The 24,685-nt window shown below is 53.8% G+C and carries 24 protein-coding genes; 14 read left to right on the top strand and 10 right to left on the bottom strand.

Going from position 1 to position 24,685, the window contains the following annotated elements:
* Position 1: 1 nt before the first annotated feature.
* Positions 2-436 carry a lactoylglutathione lyase gene (gene gloA, locus ACR0AK_RS16470; RefSeq protein WP_480794133.1) on the bottom strand — a complete coding sequence of 145 codons (435 nt, stop codon included), beginning with the start codon at positions 434-436 and terminating at the stop codon, positions 2-4.
* 19 nt (positions 437-455) lie between these two features.
* The gene (locus tag ACR0AK_RS16465; protein WP_480794132.1) at positions 456-1,547 is read right to left on the bottom strand and encodes an aromatic ring-hydroxylating oxygenase subunit alpha; all 1,092 of its coding nucleotides are present in this window, start codon (positions 1,545-1,547) and stop codon (positions 456-458) included.
* A 457-nt stretch (positions 1,548-2,004) separates the two neighbouring features.
* On the opposite strand from ACR0AK_RS16465, the gene ACR0AK_RS16460 reads away from it, so the two are divergent.
* On the top strand, positions 2,005-2,517 hold the full coding sequence (locus tag ACR0AK_RS16460) for an Lrp/AsnC family transcriptional regulator (protein WP_480794131.1): 513 nt from the start codon (positions 2,005-2,007) through the stop codon (positions 2,515-2,517).
* A 689-nt stretch (positions 2,518-3,206) separates the two neighbouring features.
* Here ACR0AK_RS16460 and ACR0AK_RS16455 read toward each other — a convergent pair.
* Genes ACR0AK_RS16455 through ACR0AK_RS16445 form a run of 3 tightly spaced genes read right to left on the bottom strand, consistent with a single transcriptional unit; the run spans position 3,207 to position 5,907 of the window.
* Positions 3,207-4,547 (bottom strand): sensor histidine kinase, encoded by a 1,341-nt coding sequence (locus ACR0AK_RS16455; protein WP_480794130.1) that lies wholly within the window; start codon positions 4,545-4,547, stop codon positions 3,207-3,209.
* The gene (locus ACR0AK_RS16450) at positions 4,547-5,206 is read right to left on the bottom strand and encodes a response regulator transcription factor (RefSeq protein WP_480794129.1); all 660 of its coding nucleotides are present in this window, start codon (positions 5,204-5,206) and stop codon (positions 4,547-4,549) included. Before ACR0AK_RS16450 ends, ACR0AK_RS16455 begins: the two co-directional genes overlap by 1 nt.
* Positions 5,207-5,250: 44 nt before the next feature.
* Complete coding sequence (locus tag ACR0AK_RS16445; RefSeq protein ID WP_480794128.1) at positions 5,251-5,907, bottom strand: PepSY domain-containing protein; 657 nt, start codon at positions 5,905-5,907, stop codon at positions 5,251-5,253.
* A 198-nt stretch (positions 5,908-6,105) separates the two neighbouring features.
* Between ACR0AK_RS16445 and ACR0AK_RS16440 the strand changes: the two genes are divergently transcribed.
* A complete protein-coding gene (locus ACR0AK_RS16440) occupies positions 6,106-7,221 on the top strand; it encodes a hypothetical protein (RefSeq protein ID WP_480794127.1) in 1,116 nt (371 codons plus the stop codon).
* A gap of 256 nt (positions 7,222-7,477) precedes the next feature.
* Here ACR0AK_RS16440 and ACR0AK_RS16435 read toward each other — a convergent pair whose 3' ends face one another.
* Positions 7,478-7,666, bottom strand: a complete 189-nt coding sequence (locus tag ACR0AK_RS16435; protein ID WP_480794126.1) for a hypothetical protein — start codon at positions 7,664-7,666, stop codon at positions 7,478-7,480.
* 330 nt (positions 7,667-7,996) lie between these two features.
* Between ACR0AK_RS16435 and ACR0AK_RS16430 the strand changes: the two genes are divergently transcribed.
* A complete protein-coding gene (locus ACR0AK_RS16430; RefSeq protein ID WP_480794125.1) occupies positions 7,997-8,383 on the top strand; it encodes a hypothetical protein in 387 nt (128 codons plus the stop codon).
* A 707-nt stretch (positions 8,384-9,090) separates the two neighbouring features.
* On the opposite strand, the gene ACR0AK_RS16425 is transcribed toward ACR0AK_RS16430, so the two are convergent.
* Positions 9,091-10,038 (bottom strand): hypothetical protein, encoded by a 948-nt coding sequence (locus ACR0AK_RS16425; RefSeq protein WP_480794124.1) that lies wholly within the window; start codon positions 10,036-10,038, stop codon positions 9,091-9,093.
* 750 nt (positions 10,039-10,788) lie between these two features.
* Between ACR0AK_RS16425 and ACR0AK_RS16420 the strand changes: the two genes are divergently transcribed.
* From ACR0AK_RS16420 to ACR0AK_RS16385, 8 genes are all read left to right on the top strand, one after another.
* Positions 10,789-11,220 (top strand): c-type cytochrome, encoded by a 432-nt coding sequence (locus ACR0AK_RS16420; RefSeq protein WP_170560120.1) that lies wholly within the window; start codon positions 10,789-10,791, stop codon positions 11,218-11,220.
* 10 nt (positions 11,221-11,230) lie between these two features.
* On the top strand, positions 11,231-11,572 hold the full coding sequence (locus ACR0AK_RS16415) for a copper resistance CopC family protein (RefSeq protein ID WP_480794123.1): 342 nt from the start codon (positions 11,231-11,233) through the stop codon (positions 11,570-11,572).
* 2 nt (positions 11,573-11,574) lie between these two features.
* Positions 11,575-12,441 (top strand): copper resistance D family protein, encoded by an 867-nt coding sequence (locus tag ACR0AK_RS16410; protein WP_480794122.1) that lies wholly within the window; start codon positions 11,575-11,577, stop codon positions 12,439-12,441.
* 8 nt (positions 12,442-12,449) lie between these two features.
* Entirely contained in the window at positions 12,450-12,887 is a 438-nt protein-coding gene (locus ACR0AK_RS16405) for a c-type cytochrome (RefSeq protein ID WP_480794121.1), read from the top strand.
* 28 nt (positions 12,888-12,915) lie between these two features.
* A complete protein-coding gene (locus ACR0AK_RS16400; RefSeq protein ID WP_480794120.1) occupies positions 12,916-13,350 on the top strand; it encodes a hypothetical protein in 435 nt (144 codons plus the stop codon).
* A 681-nt stretch (positions 13,351-14,031) separates the two neighbouring features.
* The gene (locus tag ACR0AK_RS16395) at positions 14,032-14,262 is read left to right on the top strand and encodes a DUF1173 family protein (RefSeq protein ID WP_480794527.1); all 231 of its coding nucleotides are present in this window, start codon (positions 14,032-14,034) and stop codon (positions 14,260-14,262) included.
* A gap of 636 nt (positions 14,263-14,898) precedes the next feature.
* Positions 14,899-16,458: a class I adenylate-forming enzyme family protein gene (locus ACR0AK_RS16390; protein ID WP_480794119.1), complete on the top strand. Its 1,560-nt coding sequence runs from the start codon at positions 14,899-14,901 to the stop codon at positions 16,456-16,458.
* Between the two features lie 186 nt (positions 16,459-16,644).
* Positions 16,645-17,859, top strand: a complete 1,215-nt coding sequence (locus tag ACR0AK_RS16385; RefSeq protein ID WP_480794118.1) for a YbfB/YjiJ family MFS transporter — start codon at positions 16,645-16,647, stop codon at positions 17,857-17,859.
* A 112-nt stretch (positions 17,860-17,971) separates the two neighbouring features.
* Here the strand turns inward: ACR0AK_RS16385 and ACR0AK_RS16380 are convergent, their stop codons facing one another.
* The 3 genes from ACR0AK_RS16380 to ACR0AK_RS16370 all read right to left on the bottom strand — a co-directional run bounded on the left by ACR0AK_RS16380 (position 17,972) and on the right by ACR0AK_RS16370 (position 21,007).
* Positions 17,972-19,624: an NAD-dependent malic enzyme gene (locus ACR0AK_RS16380; protein ID WP_480794117.1), complete on the bottom strand. Its 1,653-nt coding sequence runs from the start codon at positions 19,622-19,624 to the stop codon at positions 17,972-17,974.
* A 691-nt stretch (positions 19,625-20,315) separates the two neighbouring features.
* Entirely contained in the window at positions 20,316-20,480 is a 165-nt protein-coding gene (locus tag ACR0AK_RS16375; RefSeq protein WP_480794116.1) for a hypothetical protein, read from the bottom strand.
* A 242-nt stretch (positions 20,481-20,722) separates the two neighbouring features.
* The gene (locus ACR0AK_RS16370) at positions 20,723-21,007 is read right to left on the bottom strand and encodes a hypothetical protein (RefSeq protein WP_480794115.1); all 285 of its coding nucleotides are present in this window, start codon (positions 21,005-21,007) and stop codon (positions 20,723-20,725) included.
* A gap of 243 nt (positions 21,008-21,250) precedes the next feature.
* Between ACR0AK_RS16370 and ACR0AK_RS16365 the strand changes: the two genes are divergently transcribed.
* From ACR0AK_RS16365 to fdhD, 3 genes are read left to right on the top strand one after another with little or no spacing between them, the layout of a single operon-like run.
* Entirely contained in the window at positions 21,251-23,542 is a 2,292-nt protein-coding gene (locus ACR0AK_RS16365) for an FdhF/YdeP family oxidoreductase (protein WP_480794114.1), read from the top strand.
* Between the two features lie 2 nt (positions 23,543-23,544).
* Complete coding sequence (locus tag ACR0AK_RS16360; protein ID WP_480794113.1) at positions 23,545-23,838, top strand: hypothetical protein; 294 nt, start codon at positions 23,545-23,547, stop codon at positions 23,836-23,838.
* On the top strand, positions 23,835-24,668 hold the full coding sequence (gene fdhD, locus ACR0AK_RS16355) for a formate dehydrogenase accessory sulfurtransferase FdhD (RefSeq protein ID WP_480794112.1): 834 nt from the start codon (positions 23,835-23,837) through the stop codon (positions 24,666-24,668). The genes ACR0AK_RS16360 and fdhD overlap by 4 nt, the downstream gene beginning before the upstream one ends.
* The last annotated feature ends 17 nt before the right edge of the window (positions 24,669-24,685 follow it).

The raw sequence follows: 24,685 nt of genomic DNA, 5'->3' as shown, positions 1-24,685 counted from the left end.
GTCAGCCTTCCTGTGCCAGGTGTTTCAGTATGGATTCGTTCAATTCGACCTTGTAACCGTCGGGGTCTTCGCAAAAGGCGATGACCCTTGTGCCGTTTTTCATTGGCCCCGGTGGGCGGGTGATGTTTACCCCCGCCGCAGCCAGCTGTTCACACGCGGCATAAACATCCGGCGTTTCGATGCAGATGTGACCCCAGCCGTCGCCTTTGTCATACGGCGTGCCCTGATCCCAATTGGCGGTCAGCTCCAGCGTAGGAAACTCGGCCTCGGGCCCATAGCCGATAAAGGTATTGGTGAATTTGCCTTCGGGGTAGTCCGTGCGCCGCTGCACTTCCATACCCAGAATACCGCAATAGAAATCCAGTGACTTCTCCATGTCGGTGACCCGCATCATCGTATGGGCCAGACGAAACCCTTTGGATATGAACTTATTCATCGATATTGTTCCTTCTTGCTTAAGCACCGGCCACGTCGCGCTCGATCAGATCCTGGAAGGCGCGCACGCTGTCCTCCCAAGCGGGCGACAACAGGCCCCCATCCTCGGCGACCGGGGATTTGCGGCCTTCAAACATGCGTTCAACCATCTCGTGATCTTCCTTGTGGACATCCCACCAAAGGTTTCTGAGGGCTTGTATTTCCTCGGCGCTCAGCTCCTGACCTTCTGTCGTGTAGAGTGCACGGTACTGGCGCATTTTCCCGGGGCCGATGGGCACGTTCAGATAGACGCCCAGTTGGTCCGGGAAATAGCGGCCCAGAATGAAATTGGGGTACAGTGTCAGATAACGAGAGCTGACACCCAGACTGCCGGATGTTCCCAACTCTTCGTTCAGGTCCACGGCGCTGCCAATGCAGGTGCCATCGGTGATGGTGTAATGATTCTCCAATGGTTGATCAGTGGTTGAGGCATGGACAAACTGAACGTGGTAGGGCTCGATAAAGTTCTCCATGATCAGCTTCCAGTTGGTGCCAATCTCACCAAAGTCGAGCAGGCCAATTGGTTCCACTCTGGTGAAGTCCATCCCCTCTAGCCGGCTGATCAAAGGCGCGGCATAGTCTTCGAAATCAGGCGCGTTCCCGTCCAGATTGACGAAGATCCAGTCATGCCAGACATGCGTGCGTACGGGTTTGAGGCGATGATTTTTGATGTCAAAGCCGTCGAACTCCTGCTTGCCGGTTCCGGCAAAATGAGGTGCAGCCCGCAGACGGCCATCCAGGTCATAAGCCCAAGCGTGATAGGGGCATCGGATCAGCTTGCCGACGTTCTTAGGCTTGTCGACCAATGTCATGCACCGGTGCAGGCAAACGTTGTGAAAAACCTGGATATCGCCATCACGACCGCGCACCGCCAGCAGTGGCAAGTTTGCGCATGTGACCGGATGAGCGTCGCCGGGGTTTGCCATCTGATGGGCAAACCCGATGAATACCCAGTTCTTGGCCAAGACCGTCTGGCATTCCCGCTGCCAGAACTCTTCGCTGCGATATGCCCCGGCGGTCAGCCCGTGCTGAGGTCCTCCAACGGCATGGGCTCTATCCTCGGCAATTGTCATTTGTCCTCCCTTCGACACTGCCACCTGTACCCGTCAGTCCAACGACAGGCGCATGGTTTTTCCGTTTCTCGCGGTCTTCCTACTTGCCGGCTCTGTCTCGCCGCGCCGGGACCTGAGGTTTCGACTGCGAATATCGCATTTATCGCCTAGAAAACTTTCGATTTTCGCGACTAATTGGAATTTTTAGACAAGAATCAGAAATAATCTGGTCAAAAAGCGGCATAGTGATGCGAATTTCGAATAATGGGGTCGTGTGGATTGCGAGGGGCGCAATTCCAACGGGATTTTATAGGAAATTTGGTAATCGACTCGCGTCACCGTCCTTGGAATCTGCGGTGTCGAGGGCAAAGGATGTCGTTTTCTGCACTTCCCGCCACAGAATTCACAGGGGAGAATTGCGGATTTCGATGTCCTCACCTAGTCTCAGCTACGAATGCAGAAATCGAGCATCGGGTATATGGCAGTCAAAAAGCAATCAAACGTGCGCGCCACCGCACAGAGCATTAGGTCCCCAAAGGATGACTTGAACCAACAGATCATCCGGCTTTTGCAGCAAGATGGCAGGATGGCCTTTTCTGAGATTGCGCAGCAGTTGAACGTGTCCGAAGGAACCATCCGCAACAGGGTGAGCGGTCTGCGAGACAATAACATGTTGCGGATCGTCGCGATGTCGGATCCTGTGGCCACGGAGTACACAACCGACGCAATGATCGGGTTGAACGTGGCTGTTGGCGTGACCCCACGCCAGGTGGCGGAGCGGCTTGAAAAGAACCCTCGGGTTGTTTTCATTCTGTGGGTCGCGGGTCGATATGACCTGATTATCGAACTCGTCAGCGACGACGATGACGCACTAAGGGAATTTCTTGAACATGAAATCCACGCGAGTGACGATATTGCAAAGGCCGACGTTATGCCGGGGTTGAAGAACTTTAAGAACCAGTTCCTGCTAAAGCAGGATCTGAAGGAGTGATCAGGTAGCAGTCGATAAATGTTGCAAAAAATAGCTTTAAACTGCGTTTCCTTCTGCGAATTGATGCTTTGCGTTGGCGAGCAGTCATTCAGCTTAGGCGTGCGAACAGCAGCTTTGTCCGCGTTGCGGTTTTTCCAATCAAGCCTAGCGTGTGACCGGTTAGGGCCGAGCGCTGGGGCAGGGTATTCTGCTGATTAGTCAAGCCCAAGTAAGACACACTGTGCCGGCTTCCAGGTTGCGAAGAGGCTCATTAGCTTTCTGTTGCACGTCGACTTCTTGCGCCGTGGGAACACTCGAAAAGCGCTGTCGGATCACCTTAATGGTGAGACTGCAGTTGCAACAATATCAGCTAGTTAGAGGTTTGAATTTTTGAGACTCTAGAATTCGAGATTTTCTAACCAAACAATTTAATAGCAGTCCTTTGTTTAACGCGCAGAGAGTGACTGCAATGAGCCTAAAACCCACAAGATGGTGCATGCTGCTAGAATAACTGTGAAGCGCAGAAAGCGGACTTTGCAAAGTTCGCCCTGTGCCACGAACCAGTTATTTTACATCTCGCTGCAAGTCCGCGGTCGCGGCCAACATTGCCACCGTTCCTTGCAGGAGAAGTGCCGAAGTCGTTCGAATTCACATTCTTCACAAATGAGTTGTACTTCGATTGCCTGAACCCAGGGACTGGTCTCGGCTATTCACATTTGTGTCTTTCCTGAAATTAGAATCCGGCAAGCCAAGCCGCCGAGGCTAGAGGATGTACCCAGTGTTAGCTTGCTGCCGTAGGCGTTCAACAAGTCAACTGTTATGGCCAAACCCAAACCAGTGCCTCTAACAGAAGTGTCCAGCCGCCCTCCGGAATGCAGTACCCCTTCACGTGCATCTTCCGGAATTCCAGGTCCGTCATCCTCAATGCAAATCTCAATACCGCCCTCAACACGTTTGGCAGCTATGTGAGTTCTTGTCCGACACCATTTCAGAGCGTTGTCGAGGAGGTTTCCAATCACCTCTTCGATGTCTTGAGCGTCCATTCGGACTTGAAGCCCGCTCTCGCATTCTCTCGTTAAAGATTTTCCTTCACGCTCTGCCGTGACCGAGAACAATCTGGATAGCCTATTAACCGAATGAGTAAGATCAGTTCGAGAGTATGTAAGTTCAGCGGTATTTGACGCACGCATGCGTGCAAGGGAACGCTTGAGCTGAGCATCGATCCTGTTCAACGCGTCGTCGGCAGGTTGGGTATCCGCTCCGTTGTCCGACAAAGCCGTCAGTTCGTTTCGCAGTATAGCAGTCGGAGTTTTTAGCGCATGCGCCAAATCAGCCGCTTGCCGTCGGGAGCCAGATACAATCTCGCGGTTCCTGTGCAGCAATTGATTAAGGTCGTCGACAAGCGGCGAGACCTCTTCAGGATAGTCTTCCGGCCTAAGATCGTCTCCCTTGTCCCAGCGATGCGTCACGTCTGCGCGCAGCTTCCTGAGGGGGCCAACAATTGCAGACATTAACACCAACGAACCAGCAACTCCGATCAAGCCAACCAATCCAAAAACCGGCAGCAAGTTGTCCTGCGCAGCCCGGCGTTCGCTGATCAGCTCTCCTCTACTTTCAGCGACTATCACGCCCCATTCCGTTCCGTCTTCGAAGGTGATTTTCTGAAACACACTGCGTACGGACTCATTATTCGGGCCAGCGGTGTTCCAGACGACCGCCTCTCCACGTAAATCAGCAGGTTCGGAAATTGTTTCGTCAAAGAGCGACGCGGACGTAAATATGGCTCCGCTGCCATCCGTCACTTGCCAATACCTGCCGGAGTAGGGCGTTCCGTAAGCCGGGTCGAACATGAGATCACGCAGAGCTTCAGGGGCGTCTGTAGTTGCGCTCAGGCCTACAATAAGTTGTGTGTGCCTGTCGCGCAGCGTTTCATCAAACTGCTCCAGGACACGGGTGTTGATGTAGGAAAACACAACGAGCGTTCCGACCCCTACAGAAAGGGCGCCAGTCGCGAGGCCACCAAGCAACGCGCGTTGGCGAAGCGACAACATCAGTCGGTATCGATCATATAGCCGCGCCCTCTGACAGTTGTAATAAGTTCAGAGCCTAGTTTTTTGCGCAGCCGGGTTATGAAAACAGCAATGGTGTTGGAATCCCGATCGCCGTCGTATTCGTAAATGTGTTCTGACAACTCGGTACGCGAAACCATGCGTCCCATGTTGTGAGCAAGGTAGGTAAGAACGGCGATCTCTTGTGCGGTCAGATCCACAGGAATTCCACCAACACTGACGCGCCCGTTTCGCGTGTCGAGCGAGACATCCCCCATTTCGATCAAGGGGTTCAACTGACCGCTTTGTCTGCGCAGAATTGCACGCACACGTGCTGCCAACTCGGGCATGTGAAACGGCTTGGTCATGTAATCGTCCGCGCCGGCATCCAGGCCATCCACGCGCTCGCTCCACCCATCGCGAGCCGTTAAGATCAATACAGGTGTCTTTACGCCTGCACTACGCCACTCACGCAGGACTGAAATACCGTCGCGTTGTGGCAACCCGATGTCGAGGATGATCATGTCGTAAGGTTCGGTCGCGCCCAAGTGCAGCGCGTCTGTTCCATTGTTGGCCACATCTACGACACGACCTTCTGCACTTAGAAGTTTCTTGATCTGCTCGCATAGCTGCGGCTCATCTTCGGCCAGAAGTACTCTCATATTCAAAAACTACAGTCACAACGGTTTTGGTTTAAGCACTATTTTTAACGATCGCCTTTGCCGTTCCCGCCAGAATTCCCGCCGCCGTTGCCACCAGCGTTGCCGTTGCCACCAGCGTTGCCACCAGCGTTACCGTTGCCACCACCGTTACCACCAGCGTTGCCGTTACCACCAGCGTTGCCGTTACCACCAGCGTTGCCGTTACCACCAGCGTTGCCGTTACCACCAGCGTTGCCGTTGCCGCCACCATTACCACCAGCGTTGCCATTGCCACCAGCGTTGCCGCCACCGTTACCATTGACATTGCCGTTGTTTCCACGGCTCGCAGGAGTATTGCGACTGTTGCTAACGTTGGCAGGTGTCGAACGCGCTGCCTTCGATATTTGTCGACCAACACTGGATCGATTGGAAACGACCGTGCCGGTCTGGGCATTCACAATTACACTGACAATTTTTCCATCGGGCTTTTTGACAAGAATGCGATAGTAAATTTGATCAGCCTGAAACGCGCGGGCATCAACCGGGGTGCCACCAAAGGCTTTCTCGACGCCTTTGATAACCCGATTCAATCGGATGGTGCCCCCGGTCAGCGTCGCCTTGCGCAGTTCACCTTGCTTGAGCTCGCGTGTCTGGGCAGTCGCTTCCTCAATCGGCAAAGCAACCAGCAAACTTGCAACAACCAAGATCACCTTCGCACGCATGAATGTCCTCGTAATTCGCAGCTAGAGACTACGTCTTTCGACATGAACCGATGATGAACAAGCAGTTAGCCCTGCGTTCAAGCGCCCTCAAGTTAAATGGAAACGAACTTTGAAGATTCGTACGTGAATCGAGACTTTAGAACACAGAGAGCCGATTTAAAGAATTAACGTCCGCTGATTTCCCCTGAGGAGGCTGTTATGAAAACCACCAGTTTGGGACTGTTAAAAGCATCAACCTTGGCAATCGCATTGCTGGGATCAACTGCCATCGTGGCCACCATCGCCGCGCCGGATGTAGCCTTTGCGAAGGAAGGCAAAGGCAATGGCGGAGGAAATGGCAACGGTGGAGGAAACGACGGCGGAAACGGCAAGGGCGCCGACAATGGAAACGCCGGAGGAAAAGGCGGCGACAAAGGTAACTCAGCTAAAGGAGACCGTAGCGACCATAGTTCCGCCAGTAACAAAGGCGGAAAGAAAGGTGCAGACAAAAGCCGGAGCGGGCGAAATGCCGGTGAAACTTCTGCCGGCAAGTCAAAATCAAAGGCCTCACGCTCTGCTTCGGGCAACAGCGGTCGTTTTTCCTTAAGGGACATCTTTAGCGGAAAAGGTAAATCGAGAACGTTTACCACATCCAAGAAAGGTGGGACCGCTTCTGGAGGTAAGCAAAAGCAGAGAACGTACCAAAAAACGTCGAAAACCGTGATTGTGGAAGAATCCATTCGTCCTGCAGTCCGTACCAAGGGGAACACGATAGCTTCGCTGCTGGGTGCTCACCCGTCGGAACTGGGCGCATTGAACGCGGCCAACGCTAGCGAGACTGCACTGGCAAACGCAGCCCCCAATTCTCGCGTCGGTCGAATAGCAAATTACCGCGACACCGTGTTGGAAGGCGAGCCGCTTCGCGAGGAGCTTGCGGAGCAGTTGGAAGAACTCGCCGGATTGGAGCCACCGGAACGGCCCGTATCTGAGATCGAAGATGACTTAGAGGTTGCCCTCAACGACGTCCAGGAAAATCAGGAGCTTGTGGATGAGCTTGAACAAGCACTAGAAGACGCCGGTGGAACGGATCCTGAAATCGAAGAACAGCTCAAAGAAGCACGTGCAGATTTAGACAGTTCGGTCGAAGAAGCACAAGACCTGAACGACGAACGACAGGCCGCCGTTGAATACGAAGAAGCAACCGAGGAAGTACAGGAGCTTGTTGAGCTGGTTGATGAACAGGAGCTGGCTGAGCGGGAAGCTCTGGAAGCCGCAGCCAACAAACCCGTCACCGACGCAGTTGAAGAAGAGGTAAAAGCGTTGCTGGGTCTGTAACGAAAGATCCAGCCTCTTCTCGTCAATCAACTCGAAGTGCTGACCACTCACGGAAGCACTCAGCGCCGGGCCAGCCAAATGTTTCCCAAGACTGAGAAGCGGCTGGCCCGCAGTTCATTGAGTTCGCCAAAGGTTGCGTTATTTTCCCTGGGGCGCACAAAAAGAAACCCCGCCCCAAACCGGAGCGGGATTCAGTTATCAATTCCAATATTTTGGACGAATATCGGGAATTGTTTGAGAGTCTGCTGAACTGTCTTCAGACGTTGTTATGTGCCTCAAAAAGCCGCTTGTTTTTAACGATTTCTGTCAGTGCATTTTCTATAGGAGGGAAGCGACCGCTGCTCGACCTTGTCGTGGTTGACAAACGTTCCACGGCAACTTTGCCGGAGGTTTGCATCACAGTTGTTGGGCTGGACTCTTCAGTCACAAAGGCAGACTTAATCATGCGTTTCCCCTTGTCAGCGATCAAACGGTTTACCACTCGTTCGATCCAACGTGAGCACTATGCCCCAATTTGATTGAATACTTTGAGAACACATTGTTCACGTTCGGTTAATGTTGTTCGCGAAATAAAGACAAAAGGATAAAGCGGGCGACGAGGTGGACGAAGAGCACCCTAACCTGGCACTTTGGTTGGATCGTGCGATCACAATCGCAGCACATGGCCTCAGGTCGTAAACAATTTATCGTACAGGAAAGCGACTCTTCGCTGATGAACTCGCCAAGACCCATTCAAGGTCATATCTAGCCTACAAAGATAGAGAAGGTGCTCGTTATGAAAGAAATTATTGGAATTTTGGCGCTGGCACTGGCCGCTCAAGGTGCGTCACCTGCAAACGCAAATCCCAGTTTGTGGAGCCATAACACAGGGCAAGCTGGTGGAGTTGGCGCTACCGAGCCAATCCAAGTGAAATCCAAATCCGGACATTGTCCCCCAGGCTTGGCAAAAAAAGCAGTCCCGTGCGTACCGCCTGGACAGGCTAGAAAATACCGTCGTGGGGACTACATTTATAATGGGTATACACGAATTGATGATCCCAGCCGGTGGGGATTACGGCGCAATGGATATTACGTGCGAGCCGGAAACTACGTTTACGAAGTAAACCGCGAAACGCATCAAGTGTTGAACCTGATAGGGGCAATCGCCGATGTCCTGAATTAAGTTCATTCATAGTTTCTCGCACCAAATTCAGTTTGCAGTCATTCGGTCGAATTGTCAGATTCGAAGCGATGGGCTCGCGCAAGACCTCAGTTATGGAGAAGAATTCCTCTAAACTGCGTCTATGGTTAGCCTGAACGAGGCTTTGGTGAAGCTTTTCGCCACGGAGCTGTTTCTTTGTTTCTTAAGCAACTCGGGATTAGCAATGCTCAGCTGGGAACGTCCGGTTTGGGCCAAGACCGTTCATAAACAACCACTTAACCTGCGGCAGCTTTGTCTGCAGAGCAGACATTCCTTCTTGCGCGGCGAATGACTACTTCGAGCCCAATGCTGATTGTTTTTGGTAGTGTTGCGATCAGTTAGCCCGTCAGTCAATTGAGCGATCACCATCCTTATCTGCGGTAGAGAAATCCTTGTCCATTTGTGCCCTGAACTCACTTTCGGACACCGAACCGTTGCCATCGCCGTCTGCATCCAACGCGATTAATTCCCCTTTATCAATGGCTACGCCTTCCGCCTATGCTGGAGCGGCCACAGCAAGGATAGCTGTGAGCAAGAGAAACTGATTTTTCATAGGCTTTACCGCATTTAGCATGCAAAACGTGAGCCTTGGACAGCACCTACTGTGGCACCACCTGCGGTTAAGATATCCCTACCCGAAACGCCGTCCGCTGATGTGTAGCGCAGAGGCTTATCGTCGCTACGATCGCTTACTGAGGGACATGACTCGGTGGATCTACCATGATCATGCCGTCAAGCATTGATCCGACCTCGTAGCCCAAGAGATCTACATCCATTCTCATTGGGTCGCCGAACGCCCATGCACCAACTTGCCATTGCATCCGCATATGACCAACGTATTTCACGAGGTGGTCCAGGCCCGAGATGTTTTCGGCGAACAGCACTTGGCGAGAGTCGAATTTCTCAGGCATCACCCGTTGCAGGTATTGCAGAACGACGCCTGTGTTCCCGACGAAGTTGGGTCCGTGCGTGATAATATAGGTCTGGTCCCAATCAGCGGCGTCAATGCCTGCGCGTGCCGCAGTCACAGCATTGTGCAGCGCATTCAATTCAACCTGGGCTGCGCGCGTCATGTTCTTGGACCAATAGGGGCGGATGTCGTTGATGGCATCAGCGACCATTTGAGGGGTCAGGGTTTCTTTTGAGAGCGCTTCGGTCACAAAAGCGTTTGCCTTTTCCAGCATGGCAACCTGGTCGGCGAGTTCTTCCGGCGAAAGACCTATGCCATCGATTGCTGTCAGGAACGTCTCAATCTCGGTCTGAATTTTCGAAAAGTCGCTCATCCAGCGGATCTTTCCTGCGTCACCCTCGGGCCAGGGCGTAACGGAACCGATGATACCCAGCAACACATGCGCGACGGACTTGAACTGGTCATAGGCTGGTCCAACACGCGGGTACACCTTTTGTCCGTGCTCGGTTACCACCGTCACGTCCCGTGCGATGACCATAATCGGACGCGTTTCATCGGTAAGGGCCTCCCGTCCACGATAGTAGATATCGAGCATCGCCTTATCGAATGTGTCCGACGCTTTGAGAGCGTTTGAGTCGGCTTCTTGCGCATCGAGCGTCGTACCGGCAAGAACCATACTAGTCGCTGCTATCAGGACGTTTTGAAGGATTGTTCTGTTTTTGGACATTTGAGGTACCGCTGGCATTAGAATGCGGGCCTATACTAGCCGCAATACTTCTTGGGCGGAATAGCGCAAGGAGTCCGTTTGATAGGTGAGCGGCGCTTGTTGGAAACCTCACATTGAAGCTGGCAAACTTGAATTGGGACCCTTGCCAAAGAATGTCAGTTTCGTCCGCAGAGCAGTCGTTCGTGATAATTCTACGAACGTCTGCACCGAGCTCAAAACTACCAATGCTGAACAAAACATCAATGTCAGCTTTCATTGTATTAGTACCTAGGATAGGTTCTCAGTGTGAAGTTCGCTCGAACCATAACTGCAACACTTCTTGTTGTTCTGTTGGGCCTGATGACAGGGCTCGGCGACCGCGCGCACGTGATGCTAGAGAATTGCAATGGTGGGCATTGCGAAAGCCACGTGCATACGTCCGTAGTCGGTCACCATGTTAACCACGCCTCAGTTTCGCTAAGTGGAAGCGCACCACATGAGCCAGACGGCACCACGCACGAAGGATGTAATCCATTCCTTTGCAATGTCGCTGCGCTCACGGCGCAGGATTTCCAAGCGACACCTAACCAGCGCGTGATTGTAGCGGCGTGGCAAGCCTCAAGCCTCTCGACGCTCAATGAACCGGACAACCCGGACAGACCACCTAACGCTTAAAACAGATTTCCGACGCTGTTCACGGCAGTGAACACGTTCCAGCGTGCTGCGATTTAACTGCGGCACCGCTCTGTTACACAAGGTTAGGACCAGTTCATGAACCGAAAATATCTCCTGATCGGCACTTGCGCAGTGGTAGCCATCGCTGCCTATATCACCCTACGTGCCTCCCCAGTTGAGGACCCAGCGCAGTCGGCGCCTACCAAGGGCAATGCAATGGTGATCATTCAGATGCCGACGATCGAAGGAAACGCGGCCATCGGGCAGCGCATATTCGAAAACGCGTGCGCCGCATGCCACGGCAGCAACGCGGTAGGCGTTGAAGGCGTAGGGCCGCCGCTGATCCATGTTATTTACGAACCCAGCCATCATGCAGACGAGTCCTTTCAACGCGCTGTGGCAATGGGCGTCAGAAGTCACCACTGGCAGTTTGGCGATATGCCTCCGGTTGAAGGCTTGACCCGCGGTGACGTGGCTATGGTCGTCGACTACATCCGCGAAATCCAGCGCACCAATGGAATAAACTGAGGAACCCTCAATGAAGAAGCTCATCACATTTGGATTGATTTTCCTACTTGCTACAAACGCTTTTGCCCATTCGAGTGTGGACACCACCACACCCGAAAACGGCGCGACAGTTGCCGAAGTGCCCTCTGAGATCAGTTTCAATTTCGCGGATGATATTCGCCTGACAAAAGTCGACATGATCCATCAGGAGGCTCATACCGTCACACTCGATCTTGGAGACCAGACAAGTTTTGGGCGGGCCTTCGCGCTCCCGCTTCAAAGCATGGGTGAAGGCACCTATCGCATTGAATGGCGGGGCTTGGGTGCAGACGGACACGCCATGCAGGGCGAGTTCACTTTCAAAGTAGACTGAGCATGCCCGATATCTGGGGAATAGGCGCGATTTTGTCCAAGCTGGTGCTGTATATTGGCATTAGTGGTGCGACTGGTCTTTTGTTAATTCGGGCTACTTTTGCCGACTTGGTGTCGCCTCTGGGCGATATGATGCGTGGTCAGATTGCTCTTTTGGCGGGGCTTGCGCTTGCGGGCTCTGTCCTCGGGTTCATGCTGCGCGGTGCCGCCCTGACGGGCGGAGCCGACGGCATGACCGATCTGGAAATGCTCGGTCTATTGTGGCAGACCCCGGTTGGCGACGTTCTGGTATATCGGGTTGTCGGGGCGGTTTTGATAATCGTCGGGGTATTCATACCCCTAGTTGGCCAATGGATCGCGCTTGCCGGTGGAATGATCGCCCTGTGGTCATTCGCCCAGATCGGGCATGTGCCCGAGTTGGAGGTAACCGGCGTCCGTGTGCTATTGCTCTTGCACCTTCTGGGTGTTGCGTTTTGGATTGGCATAATTGGACCGTTGCGCGCCCTGTCGAAACGGCCAGAATATCTGAACAACGCGGCCATGTTGGGGCATCAGTTTGGTCAGGCGGCTTCGGTTATTGTCCCTGCGTTGATTTTGGCGGGATTGCTGATGACTTGGATGTTGCTTGGCGATATGTGGGCGTTAATGACAACGGGCTACGGGCAAACCCTGCTAATCAAACTCGCGCTCGTGGGCGCGGTCCTGATGTTAGCCGCCGCAAACAAACTGCGCTTCGTTCCGGCTATGCAATCCGGGGACAATAAAGCCGCCCGCCACTTGGTGCGCTCCATCGAAATCGAAGCTGTAATCATTCTGGTGGTCCTAGCAGCAATCGCGACGCTGACCAGCGTCCTGACTCTGCCGAATTGAGGTATCCAATGATCAAGCGGGACATTTTGATCGTTACGTTATTCGGCTTCGCAACGGGTGCAAGCGCCGATCACGAAATGGACGACCGGGATTTGAGCAATGGGCAAACCCTTTACGCCGAAGAATGCGCGTCCTGTCATGGCGTCAATCTCGAAGGGCAGCCAGATTGGCAGACACCTGACGACAACGGTGTTCTTCCTGCGCCGCCTCATGACGAGACCGGGCATACGTGGCACCACGACAATCAGCTTTTGTTCGAATACACCCGACTGGGAGGCGAGGCGTCGTTAGCCGCGCGTGGCGTCGACGGCTTTGCAAGTGGCATGCCCGGATTTGGAGATGTCCTCACCGATGACGATATTTGGGACATTCTCGCATATATCCGTTCCACTTGGCCTGAACGTGTTCAGGAAATTCAAGCGGGCCGCAATCCGCCGCATCAGTGACGCAATGTCGTGGAAATTGCCATAGGGTTTGGGTAAAGAAAGCTCACTTTGTCCGCGTTGCGGTCTTTCAGGCAATTGGTTTGGATGTCTTTTGCTTAAACTATTGGTTTACGCGAAGGAAGAAGGCGGCTCCGTAGTCATTTTCAATGACGTCGCTGCTTTGGCGGAGCTGCACTACGGCTCCTCTGCCGAGCCTCACCACGGTTTGAACAAAGACTTACCGCAACATTTCGCACGGCAATTGAGTAGGCGCTGTTTGGAAAACGCAATAGAAACCCTTTGTCGATTGGCCATCTTTTCGTCGTCCGCTTTGGGCTCGAACCAAACCTTCGATGCGGCTGACGCAAACGGCCGCTTTGGGCCGAGTGCTGGGGCAGGGCATTCCGCCGATCAACTAAACTCAAGTAAAACAATACTGCGCCGGTTTCCAGGTTGCGAAGATGCTCACTGGCGCTCCGTTTGACGTAGACTTTAAGCGCTTGAACTGTCGAAACATTCGAAAAAGCGCAAAATCTCAATTTATTGAATTCATTGGGAGACGAGTCTCAATAATTCGATCCCATTATTTACGTACTCCGACAAGCGCAACAGGAGTAGTTCATTTAACGTGTAAGATATGTTATGTAAAATATTTTTTTTATCCTACAACAGAAAGCTAAAGACTTAGGCCTATGGAACCCCGTAAATTTCCATACCTATTCTCAGGAGACTCCAAACCAATCTCTCTTCGATGCATGTGGTGCTACACCGAAGAGAGCGTGTGATGAGGTCCAGACCGAGCTGTATTCACCGCACAACCGCGACCTGTAAGTTACCTGACGCGGTGTTGGATAGACTATCGATTGCAACCCATTCAAACCAATATGAAATCATAGTGGATCACGGATTTGTCAACGCGCATTCAAGAAATTTAGTAGCGCCAGAATGACATTGTTCCTCACCGGTTTGCCACTGGTGGTCAATGTCCAAATCGGACAGTAACCTCTCACGTTGAATGCCGATACCGCAATCTGACGGCAGGCTCATAGTCAAACAAATGCCCGGGATCGGTCCGGATCATGCACTAGGCTAACTGACATTCTTGCCGCCTGTGACATCTGTTCGGAAGTCGCCTGAGACAAATGTCGGGCCATGTAAGCTAACGATCACCAGTGTCATGCCCTTACTCTTGCAAATAGCGAAACCAGGCAAATGGTGCCCCCAGGATGGAGGAGAAAGACACTGGGGCGACATCCATTTCGCATTGTATCGGACAGAAGTGCGAAAGACTAAAAAAGGTCAGGACCAGTCCCGCGCTGTCTATGTCCCGGAGTACCATAAAGCCGAGAATGGGGCCGGTATCGCAACAGAATGCAGCCGGTCTTGTATTCGCTAGATTTTCAATCGCAAACGGAAGCTGTCACGTCCTTCACAAAGTTGTCCAGTTCGGCCCCGGCGTTCGCACATAATGACGAGGCCGTGAACTGTGGGGACCGTGATGGTTCACAATTGCGCGGATGGCGCTTGCTGTACGCAACTTCCCCCATCCAAGCCTGTCTGGAGTCAGCGTTTCGGGCCGGTGCAACGGTTTGCCTCAAATTTTTTTGAATGGCTGCAATGTTGAATTGGATTTTTCGCGCATAGAATAAATGAGCGACAATGGCCAGTGTTGTGCAAAAGCAGTGCGCGCCGACAATCGCTACGGCGTACCGAAGCCTCTATTCCCCGCCCCTATCCATCAGAAAATCCGATGGATTGCACATGAAGCCAGCCTAAAGGCTGGCTCCGGATGTCCAACGCTAGCAAGACAAAAGTCAAATGAACAACCGCGGTCTCGATCCCCGGCATGGCCACCGCGAGCATGGTGAAAAGAGCAAAGCCAACAAGGGCAGTCACCGGCACCACCAAGACAAGTTGACACATAATCCGCCGCGCGATCATTCTCACAAAGTAGATGTCGGGTACGACAAAAAACGTTTAACAAGGGGTGGTGCCGTGCAGCAGCACAAGTGGGTTGGTTTGAGGAGAAGACATGCCGGTAACAGGACCGCCGCTGGCTGCATTTGCGGATTTAACTGATCTGTTTCGCCGTGGCTTGGCAGCAGATCCCAAGGCGATTGCGCTATACGCATTGGACGGGTCTTGGACTTGGAAGGAGTTGGATACCGCCTGCACGCAGCTAGCACTGAGGTATCTGAGCCTGGGACTCGCACCGGGGGACCGGGTGGCGTCTATCATGCCAAACTCGGCGGTTCTTGTGATCCATTATTTGGCCTGCATGCGGGCCGGATTGGTGGCTATGCCACTAAACTATCGCTATACGGCCTCGGATATCGACTATGCACTGGGATTGGCGACCCCAGCGGCGCTTTTGGTGCATGGCGAGCGAGCCAAAGATGTCGCTGCAGTTCCAAATGTGACACGATTGCCTGTGAGATTGATCTCGTATGCAGCTGAAATTGATGGAGCGCTCGCCTTAGAGGATCTGCTGGACGGAGAGAATAATGGAACGCTGCCAACAGTTGCTGCCGAAGCGCCGGCATTCATCTTTTTTACCTCCGGAACCACGGGCAAGCCGAAAGGGGTGACGCATAGTCATGCCAGCATGGGAAACATGGTGGCGAGCAATGCGCAAGGACTGGGTCTGGGCCCCGCGGATGTTGTACTACCGGCTTCTTGGATTTCACATACTGCCGGGTTGCGGCTGACGTTTGCAGGGCTTTGGGCCGGTGCCAGGACGAATGTTGTGCGGCGCTTTTCCCCGGATGAGCTCCTGGGACTGCTGCGGCAGACGCGGCCGACGGTTGCTCAAATCCTACCCGCGCCTTTGGCCTCATTGGTCACAGGGCATGGGGCGGTTCGTGATGACTTTCGCTCGTTAAAGACGTTGATGGCAGGTGGAGACAAGCCCTCGCGGAAGTTGGTCGATGCATTCGGGGCTGTTGCGGGTGTGCCAATTGGCGCGTTTTACGGGATGACGGAAATGGGCACATCGCATTCCAACACCCATGGAGGGACAGAAAAACTCGGCGCCGTTGGGTTGAACAATCCGGGCTATGTCTCGGTGCTTCGCGACGAAGCCGGTGAGGAAGCGCCTATAGGGATAGACGGGCGGCACTGGGTAAAGAGCCCCACGATGATGACGGAGTATTGGAAGAACCCCGAGGCGACGACGGCGGCGTTTCGGGATGGCTGGTTCGATACCGGCGATTTGATGCGCCGGGATGAAGATGGTTATTTCTGGTTCCGAGGGCGACAGAAACAGATCATCGTTCATGACGGCTCGAACATCAGCCCGGCTGAGGTGGAAGATGCGCTGACAGCGCACCCAGCCGTTACGGCAGCTGTGGTGGTTGGGGTGCGAGATGAAATGCATGGCGAGGATGTTTGGGCGTTTGTGAGCTTGGACAAAGGGATAGCCCCGGTACGTGCTGCAGAAATTATCGAATTTGCGCGAGAGCGGATAGGATACAAAGCACCGGATGTGGTCCGTATTATCGAAACCCTGCCTCTGACTATGGGGGGAAAGCTAGATCGGATGGCGTTGAAACGGTTGGCCGCGGAAGAGAGTGGTGCCGCGCACGTGCTGTGACGTGTTTTGTTGTCATCTTCGAAGTCCGCCCGGTCGATGATTGACCGACGTTAAACATTGCGGACTGGTCGGCCAGACTCTCCACTGCAACTTTTAAATGAATACAACCTAAAATTGCCCCGAACTGAACCACTGAGGTCTATGACGGATCAGCTGGGATTGCAGGACCACGCGCGTTAGGGCACGATGATTTTCCTATTTGGAAGGATGTTCATGCCCACGGCGAAACCTACCAACCCTTGGCTCATTTTGCTGGGCCTTGCGCTTGGTGTCAGCGTATCCAATGCCTTTGGCCGCTTTGCATACGGTTTAATTTTGCCATCAATGAAAAGTAGCCTCGGTTGGAGTCTTACTCAATCTGGTTGGCTAAACACCGCCAATTCGATTGGGTACATAGTGGGTTCGATTCTAACATTTTTATTGATCCGGCATTTTTCACCGTCGCGGCTGTTTGCAGGCGGTACTATTGCCACTGCTGTTTGCCTTCTCGCGACTGGATTTGATGAGAACCTCGTGTTTCAAACTGCTTGCCGTACATTGGTTGGATTGTTCGGCGCACTTTCATTTGTGTCGGGCGGCGTCCTGGCGGCGTCGCTGTTTCAGAATAGCGCTCGAAAGAATGCGCTGGCAATCGCCTTGTACTTTGGTGGTGGCGGTGGACTTGGTATCGCACTATGTGGCGCAACTCTTCCAACCTTTTTTGACGTATTCGGGGCCCAATCATGGGACTGGGCGTGGATCGGGATCGGCATAGCAGCTCTGACGATTTGCCCGTTCTCAGTTTGGGCGTCATCAAGATTGAGCGAAACCGAGCACGACGCTGCACTGCCTTCAATCCCACCGGTTCGCAGAATGCTTGGCCAACTTGGCGGGTATGCGCTGTTTGGAATGGGTTATATTGTCTACGTAACCTTCATCGCTGTCTGGATGAAGGAGCAGCATTCCAGCGTCCTGTTGACAACGGCAACGTGGATGATCCTTGGGTTCAGTATTATGGCGTCGCCATTTGTTTGGCGTGGAGTCTTGGCCCGCTTTGCATCGGGAACACCAATGGCTCTTATCCTAACTGGTGTCGCTTTTGGTTCAGCCCTGCCCATTCTTGTTTCGAATGGATATGGTTTGATTTTGTCTGCGCTGGTATTCGGATTGTCGGTCTTTATGCCGCCTACCGCCGTAACCAGCTTTGTGCGCCAAAATGTGGATCAACGGGATTGGGGCGCAACCATCAGTTTTTTCACAGTGGTCTTTGCTGTCTCACAGGCACTGGGACCTATCGGGGCTGGTATCATCGGGGATTTAACCGGAGAGATAGGAGACAGCCTTGTCGTGGCGTCTGCGGTCTTGCTGGTCGGTGCCCTTTGTGCTGCGGTACAAAAGCCGCTCAAACGTGAGGCAGCGTAACCAACATAGTCTGGTCCACGCTCAGAAACCGCGTTTTGTCCCCTAAAATAGGCTCGGTGACTTCTGAACGGTACAAAGGGAAGCCTTCCGGCCACTCCAACGCCGGTCGGGTTCAGGCAATTTCCTCATAATGCGGGACCCAGAATTTTGCATCTATCGCTGCTTTAAGGTCATTCTCTTTGGAATTAGGCGCAACCCCATCCAACTGTGCCTGTTGACCAACGGCAAAGGCGATCGCCTTGCTGACTTGGCGAATGTCTTCCACATCGGGCAGCAAGCTAGCGCTGCGATCGGACTTTGCAGGCGACAATGTGGCCAGAGCCTCGGCGGCGGCCATGAACATTCCGTCAGTGACCCGGCGCGCACCGGCGGCCAACACACCCAACCCCATTCCAGGGAAAATATAGGAATTATTGCACTGTGCGACGTGGTGCGTCTTACCGTTATAAACTACGGGATCAAACGGGCTGCCGGTAGCGACCATTGCGCGGCCATCTGACCAGTGAACAATATCCGCGGGCACGGCTTCAATTCTGGATGTTGGGTTCGAAAGTGGCAACACAACCGGGTGTTTTGTGTTAGCCGCCATCACACGAATGATCTCCTCTGAGAACAAGCCGGCCTGACCGCTGACACCAACCAAAATGTTGGGTTTGGCATGAGTTATCACATCCAGCAGTGAGATTTCATCATCGGACCAGCTTTCTACTTTGGTAAGGGGTTGGACAATTTGTTTTTGGAACGGCAGAAGGTCTGTCATCGCATCGGTCAACAAGCCGTTCCGGTCCACCATGTAGATACGCCCGCGCGCCTCGGTCTCAGATAATCCTTGGCGGATCATGAGTCGGACCAGTTGCTCGGCAATGCCCACTCCCGCTGACCCGGCCCCGAGGAACGCAATGGTAGCGTCCTTTAACGGAATATCCGTTACGTCGGAGGCGGCTAGCAAAGTACCGGCTGTAACCGCAGCGGTTCCCTGAATGTCATCATTGAAGGTACACAACTGATCGCGATAGCGCGCAAGAAGCGGTGCCGCGTGTTGTTGTGCAAAGTCCTCGAATTGAAGCAGTACATCTGGCCATTTGCGCTTAACTGCCTGCACAAATTGATCCACGAAATCGAAGTAGTCATCCCCGCTTACACGTTCATGCCTCCAGCCGATATAAAGGGGATCTTTCTGCCGTTCCTGATTGTTGGTGCCGACATCCAATACCACCGGGAGCGTTACAGAAGGGTCGATTCCCCCAGCAGCAGTATAAAGCGAGAGCTTACCGATCGGGATTCCCATGCCACCAGCACCCTGATCGCCCAATCCCAAAATTCGCTCTCCATCGGTGACAACAATCGCTTCAACGGAGGGCAAGACGACATTTTCAAGTATGTCGTCTATCCGGTCACGCTCGGGGTACGAGATTATCAATCCGCGTGGGTGGTCGTAGATCTCACTGAACTTTTTGCAGGCGTCACCCACAACAGGTGTGTAAATGATCGGCATCATCTCAGACAGGTGTCGTGCCAAAAGTGCATAAAACAGAACCTCGTTGTCATCTTGCAGACCACGAAGATAGATGTGCTTGTCCAGCGGCGTCTCCTCGCGTTCAAAGGCTGCATAGACACGATCTATCTGGGATTCGAGTGTTTCGATGTGTGGCGGAAGAAGGCCCAACAACCCGAGCTGTTCTCGTTCGTGCATTGAAAAGGCGGTGCCTTTGTTCAGGAGAGGGTTAGTCAAGTATTGTAAGTTTACAGGACTGGTATCGACCATAAGCTGTCCTTCCGGATTGGCACGCACAGGTTGCACGCATCTGTCCGGTAAGGTCAGCATTATACGGCGAAAATTGCAACGCGATTGCGGATCATGTGCGCGACTTCGATACCTGAAACAGGTGCGGGCTTAAAAGACTCTAAGCCGGGCATCGGGCGCGGTCGGCTTTTGATGAACCTGTGATCTTGTTCCACAAAGCCAAATAAGTTTCTCCGCCCGACTGTCTTGATCGGGATCGCACAACGAAATCGTTTTTTGTCGACAATTAATTTACGGTAGACCTTTGAATTCCAACATACGGGCGAAGAATTTTGTCGCAGCCAGTTTGTTTCGATGTGCTGAAAGCATGAAATCGAGTCTCTTACAGAGTTTTCCGACCGCTTGGAAGACACAAGCTCTTGATATATATACTGTAATACAGATCTCGCCGTTCGCCGGAACCAGTCGCATGGGTCTTTGCAGCGGCGTGATGCGTCAACGATTGCGGCAGGGTATCGTGTCAATCAGCGGTTTAGCGTGGCGGGATCAATCTTTCGGATTCTGTTCACCTGGGAAAGAAATCATGAGCCGACCTTCGCCCTGATATGACTGACGCGTCATTCACTAGTTAACAACGAAAGCGTCTATGGCAGAAAGTTTGAACGGTACCCGCGAAGCTGCATCTACAAATCCTCCGGTCTTTTCGGTGCCTCTAAACGGGCAACAGGCGCTGCATGATCACCGCCAGCGCCATGGCAAACATGCTATCATCGGCAACTGGTATCTCGACCGAGGCCGCTAATGGCGAAGCGCTTTCATAGAACTCAACGGCGCGGGGTTTTGCCAGCAGATTCGTGAAAGTGCTGGACCCGAACATGGTTGTTTCAATGAGGTCTAAAAATCCCCGTCGAGGTTGGTGTCACTCAGCCGCAGCACGTTAGCAGATCCATCGAAACCGGTTGCCGAAATGGACAAGGCCCCTGCCCCGTCTGCTGCTACGGATTATGCGCTCTGCGCCTCGGTTCCCGGCGGCAGCGTCAAGCTATTCCAGACCTCCGAAACCTCGCCCGCCTGATCAATCAGACCCGACCCGTTCTGATCGTCCAACCGGAACAAACGCTAGGTATTGCCTATCTGCGGCTGCCAGTTGAGCGCAAATACGGCCCCATCCGCCACAGTCAGGCAGCTCACATTCATCGTAGAAGACAACGCCATATCAGCCAAATTGAATGGCACAACTTCCCCGGACGAGACGGTTCTGTTTCCGTCAAAGCCGATTGACAAGGGCACCATACCCAAGTTCGTGCCGGTCAGATCCAGCCATTGGCATATCTCCACGTGTTCACGTGCAGTTGCCTGGCGCCGCCGCTCGGTTTCGGGAACGCAATAGTTGAAGATGTTCATTTCGCCCAACCAATCAGAAATTCTTATCGTAAAATCAGACAATACCAACGCAAAACTTATCAAATACCCTGCTCATCAATTGACAGTTCCGCGATTCCGTCGCATCTAGAATTTGAATCAGCCACTGGAACCTGAGTTCCGGAAGCGTTTGAGAAATCACAGTGAATTCAGAATTTTACCCGGGTTTCCGGAGCATGTTCCGCGCGTGTTCCCCGCCCGAACAGAAAGCAAATGGGACCGGGAATGACGAAGAAGCATATCGGTAAGAGCTCAAACGCAGCTGGCGGCTGGGGTGCCCTGAAAAGCGTTGGCCGTCAGCTTATGGGCAGCGGTAAGCCTTTGTCGGGCGCAAAAACCATGCTGAAGGCAAACCAGCCGGACGGTTTCGACTGCCCCGGCTGCGCTTGGGGCGATCCTGAGCATGGGTCGTCGTTCGAGTTCTGCGAAAATGGCGTCAAGGCCGTCGCTTGGGAGGCCACAAAAGCCCGAGTCACGCCCGAATTTTTCGCGCAACATAGTGTCACGGAATTGCGCGGCTGGACGGACTACGATCTGGAACATCAGGGGCGCCTGACTCATCCGGTGCGCTACAACCCCACAACCGATAAATACGAAAAGGTCGACTGGGACACCGCCTTTGCCGAGATCGGCGCGTCGCTAAACGCGCTGGACGATCCAAATCGGGCCGAGTTCTACACGTCCGGCCGGGCCAGCAACGAGGCGGCATTTCTGTATCAGATGTTCGTGCGCCTTTATGGTACAAACAATTTCCCGGATTGCTCGAATATGTGCCACGAGGCCAGCGGCGTGGCGCTCAACGAATCGATCGGTATCGGCAAAGGCACGGTTCTGCTTGAGGATTTTGAAAAGGCGGATGCGATCTTTGTGGTTGGCCAAAACCCCGGCACCAATCACCCGCGTATGCTGGCCGATCTGCGCAAGGCCAAACAACGGGGTGCGCGGGTTGTGGTATTCAATACGCTCAAGGAAAAAGGTCTACACCGCTTTGCCGACCCGCAGAATAAGCTCGAGATGATCCGCGGTGGGTCCGAAGCGACCTCGACTGATTACTACCGCCCGCGTCTGGGCGGCGACATGGCTATCTTTCGCGGCATGGCCAAGGTCTTGCTCGCGGCAGATGACACGGCAAAGGCTCAAGGAAAAACGCCGGTTCTGGATTATGCGTTCATTGCCGAACATGCGCACGGTTTCGACACCTATCGCGCGGTGGTCAATCAGACCTCGTGGACCCAGATCGAGGAACAATCCGGCCTGACCCGGACCCAGATCGAAGAGGCGGCGGCAATCTATATGGACGCAGACAGGGTCATCACCACATGGGCGATGGGAGTAACACAGCACAAACATTCCGTTCCGATGATCCGAGAGATCACCAATGTCATGTTGATGCGCGGCAATATTGGACGACCCGGCGCAGGGTTGTGCCCTGTACGCGGTCATTCCAACGTGCAGGGCGACCGAACAGTTGGCATCAACGAAAAGGCCCCTGCCCCACTGCTGGACGCGATGGAACGTGAGCTGGGTGTGCCTATGCCCCGCGACCCCGGCCACAATGTTCTGCATGCTATTGGCGCGATGCTCAATGGACAGGCCAAAGCGTTTATCGGGCTGGGCGGTAACTTTGCCCGTGCAACACCCGACAGCAAGCTGATCGCGCAGGCGCTTGGTGAGCTGGACCTGACGGTGAATGTGGCCACCAAGCTGAACCACGGTCATCTGCTGCCGGGTAAAAAGTCCTTCATCCTGCCCTGTCTGGGCCGCACCGAGATCGACCGAAACTCGGCAGGTGTGCGTCAGATTGTGACTGTCGAGGACTCGATGTCGATGGTGCATGGCTCGGGCGGGATTAATCTCCCAGCCTCGAAAGACCTGAAATCCGAGGTTCGCATCGTCGCGGGCATCGCCAAGGCAACAGTCGGCAGCGACGTGGTCGACTGGGATGCTCTGGCTGAAGACAATGACAAAATCCGCGACCTGATCGCCCGGGTTCTGCCCGCGTTTGCCAACTATAACGAAGCGGTGCGGAAACCACGCGGGTTCCACTTGTACAACAGCGCCGCTGTGCGGGATTGGAAGACCCCGACTGGCCGCGCCAATTTCTCCGCCACCGATCTGCCAGATCAGACCGAGTGGCAGCGCGCCCAAAGCCACGATCAGATCTTTGTGCTACAGACCTTCCGCTCGCATGACCAGTACAACACCACCGTTTACGGCATGGATGACCGCTACCGCGGTGTTTACGGAGAGCGTCAGGTAGTATTCATGCACCCCAAAGATGTCGCACAACTCGGTGCAGCAGCAGGCGACCGGGTGAATGTGGTCGGATGCCATGATGATGGTATTGAGCGGATTGCGCAGAACTTCCGACTGGTGCCCTATGACATTCCCCGCGGTTGCGTCGCGGGCTACTACCCCGAACTGAATGTGCTGGTGCCATATCAGTCCTTTGGCGACAAAAGTTTCACTCCCGCCTCCAAGTCTGTGGTGGTCCGGTTCGAATTGCAGGAGCAGTGAAGATGGACAACATGCTGAAGCAAACCATCACTGGCCTGCTGGAACGGAACCCGGATCATCTAAGTCCTCTGGCAGCCGGGATTATCGCGGCAGCCCATCATGGTCTTTCACAGGACAGCCGCAGCTTTGCGGCTATGCTGGGGGTTGCGCATGCGCTGGTGCTGCGGGAATGTGTGGCGTTGGCCGAAGACCTTCGGCTGATCGACCTTGTTGACCGCCATGACCGGTCTCAGCGCGTGTTCTTTTCGCTGACGGAACAAGGTCACAACACTCTTGCCAGAGTGCATTCGACATGACCGAGCTATTCCGGGAAAGCCTTGACGTTCATTTTCCCGCGTCACGGATGGTCACGGCCACTCGTTACCCTTACCAGGCGTCTCAGATCAGGGAACTGGCGCAAGAGGTCCCAGTAGCGGTCGTGTTCAACGGAACGACGGCGGCAGTGATGATGGCCTCACCTGCAGATATCCATGACTTTGTTCTGGGATTTGCCATGACCGAAGGCTTCATCGCGGGCCAAGATGACATCGCGGATTTTGAACAGGTCGCACACAAGACAGGGATTGAGGCGCGGTTCTGGTTGAAAGAGGCCGCGTCGGAACACGTCTCGGCCCGGCGACGCGCGATGATGGGGCCGGTGGGATGCGGGCTGTGCGGCATCGACAGTCTAGAACAGGTGACGCGACCCCTACCCTGTGTCGTGGATAGATCGCTGCGGATCGAGGCAGACGAAGTGGCACTCGCGCCCGAGTTTCTGCGTGATCATCAGCTCTTGCATGACCAGACACGGTCGGCCCATGCCGCCGGTTTTCTGATGCCGGGTAAGGGAATTGTCATGGCCCGCGAAGATGTCGGTCGCCATAACGCACTGGACAAGCTGATCGGTGCTTTGGTCCATGCCGGCATCAACCCTGTCAATGGGGCGGTGGTTATGACCTCACGTGTGTCGCTTGAGCTGGTCCAGAAAACAGCTGCTATGGGTTGCCCGATGCTGATTGCGGTATCCTCGCCAACGGCCATTGCAGTTGAACTTGCCGATCAGGCCGGCATTACACTGGTGGCGAATGCAAAACGGTCAGAATGTTGCGTGTTTACGCATGAATATCGCATATCGACCAAGCGCTGACCGTTTTTTGTGTACAT

Source organism: Ruegeria sp. BI12 (assembly GCF_056537985.1).
This window is presented reverse-complemented; position numbering and strand designations above follow the sequence as displayed.